General features: G+C 72.6%; 17 protein-coding genes and 1 tRNA gene. 7 read left to right on the top strand and 11 right to left on the bottom strand.

All coding sequences use genetic code 11. The annotated features are described in order from the left end of the window. The first annotated feature begins 119 nt into the window (after positions 1-119). Positions 120-1,343, top strand: coding sequence for a pyridoxal phosphate-dependent aminotransferase (locus tag BLQ67_RS12730; RefSeq protein ID WP_092505608.1), 1,224 nt, complete (start codon positions 120-122; stop codon positions 1,341-1,343). Between the two features lie 22 nt (positions 1,344-1,365). On the opposite strand, the gene BLQ67_RS12725 is transcribed toward BLQ67_RS12730, so the two are convergent. Both BLQ67_RS12725 and BLQ67_RS12720 read right to left on the bottom strand, forming a co-directional pair. After that, positions 1,366-2,142: a hypothetical protein gene (locus BLQ67_RS12725; RefSeq protein WP_092505606.1), complete on the bottom strand. Its 777-nt coding sequence runs from the start codon at positions 2,140-2,142 to the stop codon at positions 1,366-1,368. Between the two features lie 208 nt (positions 2,143-2,350). Further along, positions 2,351-2,426, bottom strand: a tRNA-Lys gene (locus BLQ67_RS12720). 74 nt (positions 2,427-2,500) lie between these two features. On the opposite strand from BLQ67_RS12720, the gene bcp reads away from it, so the two are divergent. Beyond that, the gene (bcp, locus tag BLQ67_RS12715) at positions 2,501-2,962 is read left to right on the top strand and encodes a thioredoxin-dependent thiol peroxidase (protein ID WP_092505605.1); all 462 of its coding nucleotides are present in this window, start codon (positions 2,501-2,503) and stop codon (positions 2,960-2,962) included. Positions 2,963-2,989: 27 nt separating this feature from the next. Here the strand turns inward: bcp and BLQ67_RS12710 are convergent, their stop codons facing one another. The 3 genes from BLQ67_RS12710 to BLQ67_RS12700 are packed head-to-tail and all read right to left on the bottom strand — an operon-like array spanning position 2,990 to position 5,687. After that, on the bottom strand, positions 2,990-3,577 hold the full coding sequence (locus BLQ67_RS12710; protein ID WP_092505603.1) for a GNAT family N-acetyltransferase: 588 nt from the start codon (positions 3,575-3,577) through the stop codon (positions 2,990-2,992). A gap of 23 nt (positions 3,578-3,600) precedes the next feature. Then, positions 3,601-5,277 carry an ABC-F family ATP-binding cassette domain-containing protein gene (locus BLQ67_RS12705; protein ID WP_092505601.1) on the bottom strand — a complete coding sequence of 559 codons (1,677 nt, stop codon included), beginning with the start codon at positions 5,275-5,277 and terminating at the stop codon, positions 3,601-3,603. Continuing rightward, on the bottom strand, positions 5,274-5,687 hold the full coding sequence (locus BLQ67_RS12700; protein ID WP_092505599.1) for a hypothetical protein: 414 nt from the start codon (positions 5,685-5,687) through the stop codon (positions 5,274-5,276). The genes BLQ67_RS12705 and BLQ67_RS12700 overlap by 4 nt, the downstream gene beginning before the upstream one ends. Before the next feature lie 147 nt (positions 5,688-5,834). Here BLQ67_RS12700 and BLQ67_RS12695 point away from each other — a divergent pair, with 147 nt between their 5' ends. Then, the gene (locus BLQ67_RS12695; RefSeq protein ID WP_092505597.1) at positions 5,835-6,083 is read left to right on the top strand and encodes a WhiB family transcriptional regulator; all 249 of its coding nucleotides are present in this window, start codon (positions 5,835-5,837) and stop codon (positions 6,081-6,083) included. Positions 6,084-6,202: 119 nt separating this feature from the next. Here the strand turns inward: BLQ67_RS12695 and BLQ67_RS12690 are convergent, their stop codons facing one another. From BLQ67_RS12690 to BLQ67_RS16480, 3 genes are read right to left on the bottom strand one after another with little or no spacing between them, the layout of a single operon-like run. Beyond that, complete coding sequence (locus BLQ67_RS12690; protein WP_092505595.1) at positions 6,203-7,684, bottom strand: sensor histidine kinase; 1,482 nt, start codon at positions 7,682-7,684, stop codon at positions 6,203-6,205. Positions 7,685-7,689: 5 nt separating this feature from the next. Beyond that, positions 7,690-8,919 carry an AAA family ATPase gene (locus tag BLQ67_RS16485; RefSeq protein ID WP_157674840.1) on the bottom strand — a complete coding sequence of 410 codons (1,230 nt, stop codon included), beginning with the start codon at positions 8,917-8,919 and terminating at the stop codon, positions 7,690-7,692. Next, entirely contained in the window at positions 8,916-9,518 is a 603-nt protein-coding gene (locus tag BLQ67_RS16480; RefSeq protein ID WP_157674839.1) for an SAF domain-containing protein, read from the bottom strand. The genes BLQ67_RS16485 and BLQ67_RS16480 overlap by 4 nt, the downstream gene beginning before the upstream one ends. 121 nt (positions 9,519-9,639) lie before the next feature. Between BLQ67_RS16480 and BLQ67_RS12680 the strand changes: the two genes are divergently transcribed. Continuing rightward, complete coding sequence (locus BLQ67_RS12680; protein WP_231945048.1) at positions 9,640-9,918, top strand: helix-turn-helix domain-containing protein; 279 nt, start codon at positions 9,640-9,642, stop codon at positions 9,916-9,918. A gap of 25 nt (positions 9,919-9,943) precedes the next feature. Here BLQ67_RS12680 and BLQ67_RS12675 read toward each other — a convergent pair whose 3' ends face one another. Then, the gene (locus BLQ67_RS12675) at positions 9,944-10,525 is read right to left on the bottom strand and encodes a hypothetical protein (protein WP_092505593.1); all 582 of its coding nucleotides are present in this window, start codon (positions 10,523-10,525) and stop codon (positions 9,944-9,946) included. Between the two features lie 164 nt (positions 10,526-10,689). Here BLQ67_RS12675 and BLQ67_RS12670 point away from each other — a divergent pair, with 164 nt between their 5' ends. Continuing rightward, positions 10,690-11,100: an Rv3235 family protein gene (locus tag BLQ67_RS12670; protein WP_092505591.1), complete on the top strand. Its 411-nt coding sequence runs from the start codon at positions 10,690-10,692 to the stop codon at positions 11,098-11,100. A gap of 16 nt (positions 11,101-11,116) precedes the next feature. Here the strand turns inward: BLQ67_RS12670 and BLQ67_RS12665 are convergent, their stop codons facing one another. Next, positions 11,117-11,389, bottom strand: coding sequence for a hypothetical protein (locus BLQ67_RS12665; protein WP_092505589.1), 273 nt, complete (start codon positions 11,387-11,389; stop codon positions 11,117-11,119). A gap of 5 nt (positions 11,390-11,394) precedes the next feature. Next, a complete protein-coding gene (gene mca / locus BLQ67_RS12660; protein WP_172802330.1) occupies positions 11,395-12,252 on the bottom strand; it encodes a mycothiol conjugate amidase Mca in 858 nt (285 codons plus the stop codon). A 63-nt stretch (positions 12,253-12,315) separates the two neighbouring features. On the opposite strand from mca, the gene BLQ67_RS12655 reads away from it, so the two are divergent. Both BLQ67_RS12655 and greA read left to right on the top strand, forming a co-directional pair. Further along, positions 12,316-12,708, top strand: a complete 393-nt coding sequence (locus BLQ67_RS12655; protein ID WP_092505587.1) for a DUF4307 domain-containing protein — start codon at positions 12,316-12,318, stop codon at positions 12,706-12,708. Between the two features lie 55 nt (positions 12,709-12,763). Continuing rightward, positions 12,764-13,255: a transcription elongation factor GreA gene (gene greA / locus BLQ67_RS12650; protein ID WP_092505585.1), complete on the top strand. Its 492-nt coding sequence runs from the start codon at positions 12,764-12,766 to the stop codon at positions 13,253-13,255. Positions 13,256-13,316 lie beyond the last annotated feature (61 nt).

Genomic DNA, 13,316 nt, shown 5'->3' with positions numbered 1-13,316 from the left:
GTCCGCCCGAGGACCGCTCCTTGAGGTGCGAGCGAAGCGAGCCTCGAAAGGTGCCCGCCGGTCCGCCGACCCACCAGTGGTCGCGCATCCCGCCATCCGCGCCGACCTAGCATGGTGCAATGGCTCTGAAGTCCCTCGACCAGTCGTCGAAGCTGAAGCACGTCCTCTACGAGATCCGAGGACCCGTGCACGCGGAGGCCGCGCGGCTCGAGGCAGAGGGCCACCGCATCCTCAAGCTCAACATCGGCAACCCCAAGCCGTTCGGCTTCGAGACGCCCGAGACGATCGTGCAGGACATGATCGCCGAGATCCGCAACGCCGAGGGCTACTCGGAGTCGAAGGGCATCCTCTCGGCACGCCGCGCCGTCGTCGCCCGCTACGAGGGCGTGCCGGGCTTCCCGCAGCTCACCGTCGACGACGTGTACCTCGGCAACGGCGTCTCCGAGCTCATCACCATCACGATGCAGGCGCTGCTCGACCAGGGCGACGAGGTGCTCATCCCCGCCCCCGACTACCCGCTCTGGACGGCCATGACGAGCCTCGGCGGCGGCACGCCCGTGCACTACCTGTGCGACGAGCAGAACGGCTGGCAGCCCGACCTCGCCGACCTCGAGGCCAAGATCACGCCGCGCACGAAGGCGCTCGTCGTCATCAACCCCAACAACCCCACGGGCGCCGTCTACACGCCCGAGGTGCTGCGCGGCATGGTCGACCTCGCCCGCAAGCACTCGCTGCTGCTGCTCGCCGACGAGATCTACGACCGCATCCTGTACGGCGACGCGCAGCACACGTCGATCGCGTCGCTCGCGCCCGACCTGCTGTGCATCACGTACAACGGCCTGTCGAAGACCTACCGCGCCGCCGGCTTCCGTGCCGGCTGGATGGTGATCTCGGGTCCGAAGCACCACGCTGGCGGATTCCTGCAGGGCATCGACCTGCTCGCCTCCACGCGCCTGTGCCCCAACGTGCCGTCGCAGTACGGCATCCAGACGGCGCTCACGGGCCACCAGTCGATCGAGGACCTCATCGAGCCCGGTGGACGCCTGCTCGAGCAGCGCGACGCCACCGTGACGGGCCTGCGGTCGATCCCGGGCGTCTCGGTCGTCGAGCCGCGCGGCGCGCTCTACGTGTTCCCTCGCCTCGACCCCGAGGTGCACCAGATCCACGACGACCAGCAGCTCGTGCTCGACCTCCTGCTGCGCGAGAAGATCCTCGTCGTGCAGGGCTCGGGCTTCAACTGGCCGCAGCCCGACCACTTCCGCATCGTGACGCTGCCCTACGCCGACGACCTCACGGTCGCCGTCGAGCGCATCGGCAACTTCCTGGCGTCGTACCGCCAGTAGCGCGCTGTCGCGTCGTGCGGGCTCAGTCGAGCCCGCAGGATGCGGCGGCGTAGCCGAGCAGGGCGTCGCGCGTCGCGTCGTCGCTCGGCAGCTGCAGCGTGCGCGGCTCGCCGTCGACCATGACCTGGAAGACGAAGATCGTGCCCTGCTTGTCCTCGGCGATCGCGTGCGCGTCGCAGCGGCCAGGGCGCACGGTGAAGGCGATGGTCTGCGCGTCGCCGTCTGCCGTGATCGTCGCCCCGAGCGGCACGGTCGTGGCCCGCTCCCCCGCGGCGTCGACGACCGCGAGCAGCACGGTCGCGTCGACGGACTGCACCGCGAGCTCGCCCGCACCCGTCGGCGTGAGACGGATGGAGACGGTCGCGTCGGCGCCGAGCGCCGGCTCTGGGACCTCGATGGGCAGCCACTCGACGTCGACGACCGCCTCGACGTCGAGGCGCGTGCACGGCGCCTCGGTGAGCGTCGGGATCTGGTCGTAGGGGTCGCCGGGGTCGAGCGTCACCTCGGTGCCGTCGTCGAGCACGACGACGACCTCGTCGACGATCGGGCCGTCGTCGCACGTCGGCGTGGGCAGCTCGCCGCGCAACGCCCGCGTGGCGCCGGCGGGGATGCTCGAGTCGTCGCCGCCGACGAGCGGCTCGACGAGCGCCGACGAGCGGTACTCGGCGTGGTCGACGACGACGTCGACGTCGGACTCGTTCGTCACCACGATGCCCACGACCCCGTCGCGCACGTCGCCGCGCTCCTGCACGATCTCGGCGCTGAGCGCGGGCGGGTCCTGGGTCTCCGAGGCACCCATGCCCCCGCTCGTCCCGCCGTCGCCGCCTCCGCTCGCGCACGCCGAGAGCACGATCGCCAGGGCGACCGCGACACCTGCTCGAACCGTCCGCACCCCTCCAGCATCCGCCAGAGTTGAGGTTTTCGGCCCGATGCGAGGTCACATCGGGCCGAAATCCTCAACACTGGAGACGCAGAAGAGGCCCCGTCTGTCGACGAGGCCTCTTCGTTGGTACACCCCCCGGGACTCGAACCCGGAACCAATTGATTAAGAGTCAACTGCTCTGCCAATTGAGCTAGAGGTGCTCGGCGCATCACTGCGAACCGAGGAATCACACTAGCACGACACGGAGGGCGTGTCGGACCACGAAGATGGATGCATGCCTCTCGCCGTCGGTGACCTCGCTCCGGACTTCGTCCTCCCCGCCCACGACGGCTCGCAGGTGCGGCTGTCCGACCTGCGCGGCCAGCGCGTGATCCTCTGGTTCTACCCCGAGGCGATGTCGCCGGGATGCACGCAGCAGGCGTGCGGGTTCCGCGACTCCATCGAGGCGCTCGCCGCCGAGGACCTCACGGTGCTGGGCATCTCGCGCGACAAGGTCGAGCGCCTGACGCGCTTCGCGGAGCGCGACGCGATCCCGTTCCCGCTGCTCAGCGACGAGGACCTGCAGGTGCACCTCGCGTATGACACGTTCGGCGAGAAGCAGCTCTACGGCAAGACCGTGCAGGGCGTGCGCCGCACGACGCTCGTCGTCGACGCCGAGGGCCGCATCGAGCACGCGTTCTACAACACGAAGGCGAAGAACCACGTCGAGATGCTGCGCAAGCGCCTCGGCTTCTGACGGGCGCGCTGCGGCGCTCGCGCTCGCTCAGGCGGCCGAGCGCAGCACCATGGTCGTGGTCCCGACCGCCGCATCGTCGACCGCTTCGGCGAGCCAGGCCGGCCGCGCTCGCAGCACCTCCCGCCACCCGTCAGCGCGGTAGCGCCGCAGCGCTGCCTCGTTGAGGTCCACCACCTCGAGACACGGATGCATGCCGGAGCGTCGGATGTCGGCCACGACCGCGGCGAGCAGTCGCGAGCCGACGCCGAGACCGCGCACCGCGGGGTCGACGAAGAGCGCCGACACCCATCCGAGCTCGTCGACGGTGCAGCCATGGGCGGTCGCGCACGCCTCGGCAGCCGTCGAGGAGCGTCCCGTGGCGCGGTCGACGCCCACCTGCGCGGCGGCGTCGAGCGATCGGAGCCAGCAGGCGTGGCCGACGGGCCGGCCCTCGACCTCGGCGGTCCACGCGGCCACGGCGTCGTCGGCATGCAGGAACTGCGAGGCAGGGAACGGCAGGCTGCTGCGCACCGGGTACCGGGTCGCGGGCTGCTGCGCCCAGAGGACCTCGATCAGCGGATCGACGTCGCGCGCGGATCGCGGACGGATACGCACGTCCTCGGATGCGATCCTCACGGCACCACGCTAGCCGCCGTCCGTCAGGCCTCGGCGACCCGACCGTCCTCGACGCGCCAGCGGCGGTCGACGCGCACGGCCTCGAGCATGCGGCGGTCGTGCGTCACGAGCAGCAGCGTGCCCGCGTACGACTCGAGGGCCTGCTCGAGCTGCTCGATCGCAGGCAGGTCGAGGTGGTTCGTCGGCTCGTCGAGCACGAGCACGTTGACGCCGCGCGCCTGCAGCAGCGCGAGGCCCGCACGGGTGCGCTCGCCGGGCGACAGCTCGTCGACGGGGCGGCCGACGTGATCGGCGCGCAGGCCGAACTTCGCGAGCAACGTGCGCACGTCGGCCTGCGACCAGTCGGGCACCTGGGCCTCGAACGCGTCCGCGAGCGGCGTGGATCCCGCGAGCACGGCACGCGCCTGGTCGATCTCGCCGATGGCGACGGATGCGCCGAGCGACGCCGAGCCCGCATCCGGCTCCTGGCGCCCGAGCAGCAGGCGCAGCAGCGTCGACTTGCCGGCGCCGTTCGGCCCCGTGATGCCGATGCGGTCGCCCGCGCGCACCTCGAGCGTCAGCGGGCCGAGCTCGAACGCGTCGTCGCCCGAGCCCTGCCGCACGACGGCGCTCGACAGCGTCGACACGACGCTCGAGCCGCGCGGCGCGGCAGCGATCGACATCTCGAGCCGCCACTCCTTGCGCGGCTCCTCGACCTCGTCGAGCCGCGCGATGCGCGACTCCATCTGGCGCACCTTCTGCGCCTGCTTCTCGCTCGACTCCGATGCGGCCTTGCGGCGGATCTTGTCGTTGTCGGGCGCCTTCCTCATCGCGTTGCGCACGCCCTGGCTCGACCACTCGCGCTGCGTGCGCGCCCGCGCCACGAGGTCGGCCTTCTTGTCGGCGAACTCGTCGTACGCCTCGCGCGCGTGCCTGCGGGCCGTCGCGCGCTCCTCGAGGAACGCGTCGTAGCCGCCGCCGTACACGCGGTTCGTGGACTGCGCGATGTCGAGCTCGAGCACCTTCGTGACGCAGCGCGCGAGGAACTCGCGGTCGTGGCTCACGAGCACGATGCCGCCGCGCTGCTCCTGCACGAAGCGCTCGAGCCGATCGAGGCCGTCGAGGTCGAGGTCGTTCGTCGGCTCGTCGAGCAGGGCGACGTCGAAGCGCGACAGCAGCAGCGCCGCGAGTCCCACGCGCGCCGCCTGGCCGCCGCTCAGCGCCGTCATGAGCGAGTCGGGGCCGACGCCGGCGCCGGATGCGAGTCCGAGGTCGGCGAGCACCTCGGGCAGGCGATCGTCGAGGTCCGCGGCGCCCGAGGCGAGCCAGCGGTCGAGCGCGACGGCGTAGACGTCGTTCGCGTCGCGGCCGTCCGCGCGCGGCGTCGCGTCGCCGAGCGCCGCGGCGGCCTCGTCCATCTCTGCCGTCGCCTGCGCGCAGCCCGTGCGGCGCGCGACGTGCTCCGCGACGGTCTCGCCGAGGACGCGCTCGTGCTCTTGCGGCAGCCAGCCGACGAACGCATCCGCCGGATCCGTCATGACCGAGCCGGCCTGCGGCGCGTCGACGCCGGCGAGGATGCGCAGCAGCGTCGACTTGCCGGCACCGTTCGCGCCGACGACGCCCACGACGTCGCCGGGCGCGACCGTGAGGTCGAGCCCCTCGAACAGCGTGCGGTGGCCGTGGCCGCCCGCGAGCTCCTTCGCGACGAGGCGCGCGCTCATCCGGCGTCGCCGTCGAGCTTCTCCTGGCGCTCGCGCGCCAGCCACTCCCGCGTGGGCTTGCGGAAGACGATGATCAGGGCGGCGAGCGCCGGCACGAACATCGCGAGCGCGAGCGGCACGGGGCCCTCGGCGCCGTTGAACGTGCCGAACGAGATGCCCAGCTGCAGGACCTGCCACACGACGACCGCCGCGCGCGACCACGAGCGGCCGTCGAGCACGCCGCGCCCGGCCTGCAGCAGGAAGAACGACAGGCCGACGAGGCACGCGCCCCAGAACAGCCCCGCCGTGACCTCGCGCGCCTCGCCGCCGATCACCGTGACCACCGACCAGATCGCCACGCCGAGCACCGCGACGGCCTCGAGGAAGACGATGATCGCCAGGATCCCCGCCGCCCGCGGCCGTTCGCTCATCGCTGCATCCATCAGACCTCTTGCCCTGCCTTCGACCGGTGTGGGAGAATCGCTCCTTGGGTCGCTGGCGAAGACGCCGCCCCATCTGAGTCTTGACGTGCGTTCGCGCACGCGTACACCTCTCACCACATTACAAGGAGTGCCTCTATGGATTGGCGCGATGACGCCGCATGCCTGACGGTCGACCCGGAGCTGTTCTTCCCGATCGGCAACACGGGTCCTGCGATCGACCAGATCGAGAAGGCCAAGACCGTCTGCGCTCGCTGCCCCGTGACGGAGCAGTGCCTCCAGTACGCCCTCGAGACGAACCAGGACTCGGGCGTCTGGGGCGGGCTGAGCGAGGACGAGCGTCGCGCGCTCAAGCGCCGCGCCGCCCGCGCTCGCCGCGCCAGCTGACGCGACGCACGCACGATCGACGGGTCGACCCCACGGGGTCGGCCCGTCGTCGCGTCTGCGCCTGCTGAGAGCACCGCTCTCGGCACGGTCGAGCCGCGCGCGTCCCCCGATCGCGGCGTCTAGTCGCGGTCAAGGAAGCGCAGCGGCACCGAGATCGTGACCTCGGTGCCCTGATCGACGCGCTGACCCCAGTCGATCGCGCCCGAGAGCTCGCCCGTGATGAGCGTCTTCACGATCTGCGTGCCGAGACCGGAGCCGACGCGACCGGCGGGCAGCCCCGATCCGTTGTCGCACACGCGCACGGTGAGCGTGTCGTCGTCGCGGTCGGCGTTGATGCGCACGAGCCCGTCGCGACGGCCCTCGAGGCCGTGCTCGACGGCGTTCGTCACGAGCTCGGTGAGCGCGAGCGCCAGGGGCGTCGCGTAGGCAGACGGCAGCACGCCGAACGACCCGCGACGCTCGGTGCGCACCGTCGCGTTGTGCACCGAGGCGACCTCGCTCGTGAGCTTGAGCGTGCGGTCGAAGACGGCGTCGAAGTCGACCGACTGGCTCAGCCCCTCCGAGAGCGTGTCGTGCACGACCGCGATCGAGGCGACGCGACGCTCGGCGTTGACGAGCGCCTGCTGCGCCTCGTCGGAGTGCGTGCGGCGCGCCTGGATGCGCAGCAGCGCCGCGACGGTCTGCAGGTTGTTCTTCACGCGATGGTGGATCTCGCGGATCGTCGCATCCTTCGTGATGAGCGACTGCTCCTGGTGCCGCAGCTCGGTGACGTCGCGCGCGAGCACGATCGCGCCGATGCGGTCGCCTCCCCTGCGCAGCGGCACGGCGCGCAGCGAGATCGTGACGGCGTGCGTCTCGATGTCGGTGCGCCACGGCGCGCGGCCCGTGACGACGAGCGGCAGCGTCTCGTCGACGTCGTGCGACTCGTCGATGAGCTCGGTCGTGACCTCGGCGAGCGACCGGCCCTCTAGCTCCTCGCGGAACCCGAGGCGCACGAACGCCGACAGGGCATTGGGGCTCGCGAACGTCACGACGCCGGCGCTGTCGAGGCGGATGAGGCCGTCCGATGCGCGGGGCGCGCCCCGACGCGGGCCCGTGGGCGCCGACTCGTCGGGGTAGTCGCCGACCGTCATCATGCGCAGCAGGTCGTCGGCGCACTGCTTGAACGTGAGCTCCTGGCGGCTCGGCGTGCGCTCGGCGACGTTCGAGTGCGTCGTGATGACCGCGACCGTCACGAGGTCGCCGCCCACGCGGCGGGCGACGGGCACGGCGCGCACGCGCGTGTCGCCGTCGGTGCCGGGCTCGGGATGCGTCGCCTCGACGATGCGGTGCGACGAGAACGCGTCGTCGACCTGCCCGCGCCACGCGTTCCGCACCGGCTGGCCGATGAAGTCGCGGTAGAAGAGCGTGCCCGACGACGACGGCCTGGCATGCGAGAGGGCGATGAAGCCGTCGGGTCCCTGGGTGGGCAGCCACAGCACGACGTCGGCGAACGCGAGGTCGGCGATGAGCTGCCAGTCGCCCACGAGACGGTGGAACCAGGGCACGTCCGGCGCATCGGTGCGGGCGTGCTGCTCGACGAGGGTCGCGAGGGTGGTCACCCCCGTCAGCGTAGTGCGAACCGCAGCCCTCTCCTGCGCGTCGCGCGGGATGCGGCGCGTGCCGCGGCGCGCGTCGGCTCGGCGGGCAGCAGCGTGAGGGCCGTCGCCTGCATCGCACGACGCAGGCGCGAGCGGCCCGCCACGTCGACGAGCGGCCTGGCCGACAGCAGCGCCGCGTCGGCGGCGCCCTGGTCGAGCGGCCACTGCGCCATGGGCGCGATGCCCCCGAAGCGCTGCAACGTCTGCGCGACGCCCGTCTCGGGCGCGAGGCCCGACGCGCCCGTGCGCACCTTGTTCACGACGACCGAGATGCGATCCGACGGCACGACGTCGACGAGGTCGGGGTAGGCGCGCAGCAGCCGCATCATGCCGACGGGGTCGCCGCCGGCGAGCGCGACGACGCGGTCGGCGGCACGCAGCGCCGCGATCGTCGCGGCGTTGCGCCGCGGGCCGAAGACGTCGCTCGAGATCTCCTCGTCGCGCTCGAGGCTCGCGGCGACGTCGACGACCGTCCAGTCCACCCAGTCGCGGCACGCCTCGAGCACGCCCGCGACGCGATCCGCGGCGAGCTCGGGCCAGCGGCCGGCGCGCGTGATGCCCGTGAGCACGCGCAGCGTGCCGACCGACGACTCGACGGTCTGCGCGACGCGATCGAGCTCGTCGACCGTGAGGCTGCCCGTGCGCACGAGACGCGCGGCGGCGGCGAAGCCCGGCGCCTCGTCGAGCAGGCCCAGCGCGGGCGCGACGGATGCGGCGTGGCTGTCGGCGTCGACGATCGCGACGCGCTGGCCGCGTGCGGCGAGCTCGGTCGCGAGGCCGATCGCGGCGGTGGTGCGGCCCGGGGCGCCCGCGGGACCCCAGACGGCGAGCACGCGGCCCCGCGGGCGCTGCTCGCGCTCGGCCGTCGGCGTCACGATGGCCCACTCGATCGCGGGGAAGCCGTCGGCGAACCGCACCGACTCGACGCCGAGCGCACGAGCCCTGCCCGCCTGCGCCGCGTCGTCGACCACGGCGACGACGCGCACGCCCGCCGCATCGCAGACGCGCACGAGCTCGGCGTCGAGGTGCGGCTCGTCCGGCGAGACGAGCACGGCGTCGACCTCGACGTGCGCGAGACGCTGCACGAGCTCGCTCGCCCGCGCCGCCCGCACGGCGACGCGGTGGCCGTGGCGCTGCGCGAGGTCGGCGAGCGCATCCTCGCGCTCGAGCGGCGCCGAGATCGCGAAGACCGTCACGGCGTCACCGGCGTCGCGACGGGCACGACGTGCACTGCGTGGGCGTTGGCGACGGCGTCGAGCACGCCCGCGACGTCCTCGCGCGGCACGAGCACCTCGAGCCGCACGGCGTCGTCGGCGATGATGCCCTCGTCGGCGACGAGCCCCACGACGATCGCGTCGCCCACGAGCACCGTCGCCGCCTCGAACGTGCCCTGCTCGCCCGGCGGCGCGGCCCACACGTCGACGACGCTGCCCTCGGCCACCGTCGACGCGATGCCGCCGTCGAGCGCGAGCACGACCGTCGCGAGGTCGACGGAGTCGGCGTCGCCCAGCGCCGTGAGCGGCAGCACCTCCCCCGCACCCACGGGCGACACGACCACGAGCCCCTCGGGCGTCGCCTCGCCCGCGAGGTACGCATCCGTCGCGCCCTCCATGCGCAGCTCGACGGCCTCGACGTCGCCGGCGCCGATGACGTCGCCGGGCAGCAGCGTCTCGCTCGCGACCCACACCGTCGTGGATCGGCTCGTCGACTGGATCACGAGCCACACGCCCACGATCGAGACGACCACGAGCACGGCGCCGATGGCGAGCCTGGGGTCGAGCCACGCGCGTCGCATCCGAACCTCCTGGGAATCCGTGCACCCGGCCGGGTGCGTGCAGGTACCGTGGCAGATGCCGCGCGGCGGCGGCCCCCGCTCTCCACAGGAGACCGACTCTCCACAGGCAGGGATCGCGCCCATGGCGACCGAGAGCATCATGGACCCCGTGAACGAGCGACGCTTCCTCAGCGCAGCAGACGCTGCCGAGGTGCTGGGCGTCGAGCCGCGAGAGGTCGTCGACCTCGTCGACTCCGGCTCGCTGCCCGGCATCCGGGTGGCCGGCGGCTGGCGCATCGAGCTCTCGGTGCTGCAGTCGTGGATCGACGAGCAGTACGAGGCGCAGCGCCGCGGCGCGCTGTGGCAGGAGTCGCAGACGGCGTCGATCGCCGACCTCTTCGGTCACTTCAAGCGCCGCTGACGCGCGGCAGAGGAGCGCGCGACCGCTACGGCAGTCGCACCCAGTCGATCGCGGCGAACGGCACGAGCTCCACGCCCGTGACGTGCCGCGGATGCCGCGACGTGCCGGGCTCGTGGATCGCGAGGTCGAGGTGGTCGCGCGCGACGCGGTCGATCGTGCCGTGCAGCCGTGCCGGGCAGCGCAGCTCGACGGGCGTGCGCCGCCGCGACAGGTCGCGCAGCGCGAAGCCGAGGCTCAGCCGGGCGGCGAGCGACGGCTGCTCGCCGGGTCGCGGCTCCGCCGACTCGAGCGAGCGCACGACAGCGTCCTCGTCGAGCCGCACGCCCGCGATCGAGCGCGTCGGCACGATGCAGCCCGCGCCGTCGGCGGCGCCGTCGCGGATCGTGCCGCTCAGCCAGTCCTTGCCGATCGCGAGCCGCTCGATGCGCAGCCGCTCCCCCGAGCGCAGCCGCAGGTCGAGCGACCTCGGCGCGGCGCGCAGCCGCTCCTGCAGCTCGAGCCTGCCGACCCGGAAGCGCTCCTCCTCGGCGAGCGTGTCCCGCTCGTGCGCGCCCAGCTCGGCCTCGAGCTGGCTCTCGAGGTCGTCGAACAGGTCGTCGAAGCGCACGCGCCGACGGTAGCCCCACGCGCGCGCGTGGCCAGCACGCTGTCCACAGCCCGCCGCCATGCCACAGGTCGGGGTTCTCCACAGATGGGGAGTTCTGCCCATTCCCAGGGAACTCATGCCGGTCTACGGTTGCCGGCACGGTATCCGGACAGGGAGCACAGGCCATGGCACGCGCGAGGATGTCGACCGCCGAGGTCGACGAGTACTTCGACTACCAGCCGTGCTCGACCCGGGATCTGCCCGACCCGACGCCGCTCGTCGACAACCTCACGCGCTGCGTCATCGAGGTGCTGCTCGGCACCCGCGAGGTCGAGCAGGTCGCGCGCTGGGTCACCGAGGACACCTACCTGCACCTCGCCCGCCGGTCGATCGCCGCCCGCCGCACCCGGGCGCTGCGCAAGCAGCAGCCCATCCGGGCGCACTACGAGATCGGGCCGCTCGTCGTGACGCATCCCGCCGACGGCATCGTCGAGGCGACGGCGATCGTGCGCTCCCCCGGCCGCACCCGCGCGGTCGCCATGCGCCTCGAAGGCCTCGACGACCGGTGGCGCGCCACCGCGGTGCACGTGCTCTGACCGAGCACGGCGGCGCTCAGCGCTGCTGCTCGCCCTGCTCGGGAGCGGTGGCCTCGCTCACCGACGAATCCGCCTCGCCCGTCGCATCCTCCGCCGACCCCGCCTGCTCGGCGGCGATCTCGGCGCGCACCTCCTCGCGATACTTGAGGCGGCGCACGCGGCGGTTCATGTCGAACAGCAGGAAGCAGACCGCGATCGCGACGATGGCCGTGGCCGCGAAGCCGATGACGCCCGGCGTCACCGACTCGGGATCGTAGGCGGGCGCAGCCTGCGCGAGCATGGCGAGCATGGGGGTCACTCCTCGTCGATCCCTGCGAACAGGTCGGTCTCGGGCAGGGCCTCGCCGACCGTCGAGCGCACGAGCTCGAAGTCCTCGGTGGGCCACGCACGACGGATGACGTCGTGCGGCCAGAAGAAGAAGGGCGTGTCGGGCGCCACCTGGCTCGCGTGCGCGCGCAGCGCGGCGTCGCGGGCGTCGAGGTGGTCGCTGACGTCGACGCGCGTCGTGATGCGCGGCGTGCGCCCCTTCATCCACTCCGCCATCTCGCGGATGCCCTCGAGGCGGTCGGAGTGGGGGTCGTGGAGCTCGTAGTCGGCGAGGAAGGCCGAGACCTTGTCGGACGACGACATGCGGTCGTAGTAGACCTTCGACACCGTCCACGGCTCGCCGAGCTCGGGATCGTCGGCGCGGGCGGCGTGCTCGACGGCCCACATCGTGATCTCGTGGCAGCGGATGTGGTCGGGGTGCGGGTAGCCGCCGCGCTCGTCGTACGTCACGACGACCTGCGGGCGCAGGCGACGGATGATGCGCGCGAGCACGCGACCCGAGACCTCGATGGGGATGGTCGCGAACGACAGCGGCCGCACGGGCTCGCCCTCGTCGGGCAGGCCCGAGTCGAGGTAGCCGAGCCAGAGGTGGTCGACGCCGAGCGCCTCCTGCGCGCGGCGCATCTCGACGCGGCGGAGCCCCGCCATGTCGCGGGCCGCGTGCACGGTGTCGACGAAGCCCTCGTTGAGGATGTCGCCCGACTCGCCACCCGTGCAGCTCACGACCGTGACCTGCGCGCCCTCGGCGACGTACCTGGCGACGGTGCCCGCTCCCTTGCTCGACTCGTCGTCGGGATGCGCGTGCACGCTCAGCAGGCGGCGCATGGCTCCTCCGCTCGGAAGTAGGCTGGTCACGGGACCCATCGATCCTCCCACGGAACCGCCGACATGACCGACCTCGCCGCCCGCTACGGCCGCACGCCCGAGCGTCGACGTCGCGACCGGATCATCGGCATCTCGGTCGCCGCCGGCATCGTCGTCGTCATGCTCGCGTGGGTGATCTGGGGCGGTCTCGCCGACCCGCGCGGCACGATCGACACGCAGGACACCGGCTCGACGCGCATCGACGCGCACTCGATCCAGATCGACTTCACCGTCACGGTCGAGCCCGGCACGCCCGTGCGCTGCGCCGTCAACGCCTTCGACCGGCACCACTCCACCGTGGGCTGGGTCGAGCTCGACGTCGACCCCTCGGAGCAGTGGACGACCCCGCAGAGCGTGGTCGTGCGCACCGCCGACGAGGCCATCGGCGGATTGGTCTACCGCTGCTGGCTGCGATAGGCTCGCGGGCACTGCCGGCCCGCTCGGGCCGGCTTCCCGCATATCAGGAGACCTCATGCCCGACACGACGGAGACCTGGCTGAGCCAGGAGGCGTTCGACCGCCTCCAGGCCGAGCTCGACAACCTGACGGGGCCCGTGCGCGTCGAGATCGCGAAGCGCATCGAGGAGGCCCGCGACGAGGGCGACCTCAAGGAGAACGGCGGCTACCACGCCGCCAAGGACGACCAGGCGCAGATCGAGGCGCGCATCCTGCAGGTCACGCACCTGCTGCGCACGGCCAAGGTCGGCGAGGCCCCCGCGGCCAACGGCGTCGTCGAGGCCGGCACGGTCGTGAAGGCGACGATCGCGGGCTCGAAGCAGACCTTCCTCGTGGGCAACCGCGAGATCCACGAGGCCGGCGACGACCTCGACGTGTACTCGGAGTCGAGCCCCATCGGCGCAGCCGTGCTCGGCCTCAAGATCGGCGAGTCCGCGACGTACACGGCGCCGAGCGGCAAGGAGATCGCCGTCGAGATCCTCGACGTCGAGACGTACCGCGGCGCCTGACGCGCCTCCCCCGCAGCAGCACGAAGGGCCGCCCGCATCGCGGGCGGCCCTTCGTCGTGCG

Source organism: Agrococcus jejuensis, from assembly GCF_900099705.1.
In the GTDB taxonomy this organism is placed as follows: Bacteria; Actinomycetota; Actinomycetes; order Actinomycetales; family Microbacteriaceae; genus Agrococcus; species Agrococcus jejuensis.
Note: the sequence above shows the minus strand (reverse complement) of the source record. Positions and strands in the feature narration are given on the sequence as shown.

What these genes read in the sequence shown, in the direction of transcription:
- BLQ67_RS12670 (WP_092505591.1), top strand. Translation starts at nt 10,690, where the DNA reads ATGGCACGCGCGAGGATGTCGACCGCCGAGGTCGACGAGTACTTCGAC.
- BLQ67_RS12725 (WP_092505606.1), bottom strand. Translation starts at nt 2,142, where the DNA reads ATGGGTGCCTCGGAGACCCAGGACCCGCCCGCGCTCAGCGCCGAGATC.
- BLQ67_RS12680 (WP_231945048.1), top strand. Translation starts at nt 9,640, where the DNA reads ATGGCGACCGAGAGCATCATGGACCCCGTGAACGAGCGACGCTTCCTC.
- BLQ67_RS12705 (WP_092505601.1), bottom strand. Translation starts at nt 5,277, where the DNA reads ATGAGCGCGCGCCTCGTCGCGAAGGAGCTCGCGGGCGGCCACGGCCAC.
- BLQ67_RS16480 (WP_157674839.1), bottom strand. Translation starts at nt 9,518, where the DNA reads ATGCGACGCGCGTGGCTCGACCCCAGGCTCGCCATCGGCGCCGTGCTC.
- BLQ67_RS12655 (WP_092505587.1), top strand. Translation starts at nt 12,316, where the DNA reads ATGACCGACCTCGCCGCCCGCTACGGCCGCACGCCCGAGCGTCGACGT.
- BLQ67_RS12700 (WP_092505599.1), bottom strand. Translation starts at nt 5,687, where the DNA reads ATGAGCGAACGGCCGCGGGCGGCGGGGATCCTGGCGATCATCGTCTTC.
- bcp (WP_092505605.1), top strand. Translation starts at nt 2,501, where the DNA reads ATGCCTCTCGCCGTCGGTGACCTCGCTCCGGACTTCGTCCTCCCCGCC.
- BLQ67_RS12695 (WP_092505597.1), top strand. Translation starts at nt 5,835, where the DNA reads ATGGATTGGCGCGATGACGCCGCATGCCTGACGGTCGACCCGGAGCTG.
- greA (WP_092505585.1), top strand. Translation starts at nt 12,764, where the DNA reads ATGCCCGACACGACGGAGACCTGGCTGAGCCAGGAGGCGTTCGACCGC.
- mca (WP_172802330.1), bottom strand. Translation starts at nt 12,252, where the DNA reads ATGCGCCGCCTGCTGAGCGTGCACGCGCATCCCGACGACGAGTCGAGC.
- BLQ67_RS12730 (WP_092505608.1), top strand. Translation starts at nt 120, where the DNA reads ATGGCTCTGAAGTCCCTCGACCAGTCGTCGAAGCTGAAGCACGTCCTC.
- BLQ67_RS12665 (WP_092505589.1), bottom strand. Translation starts at nt 11,389, where the DNA reads ATGCTCGCCATGCTCGCGCAGGCTGCGCCCGCCTACGATCCCGAGTCG.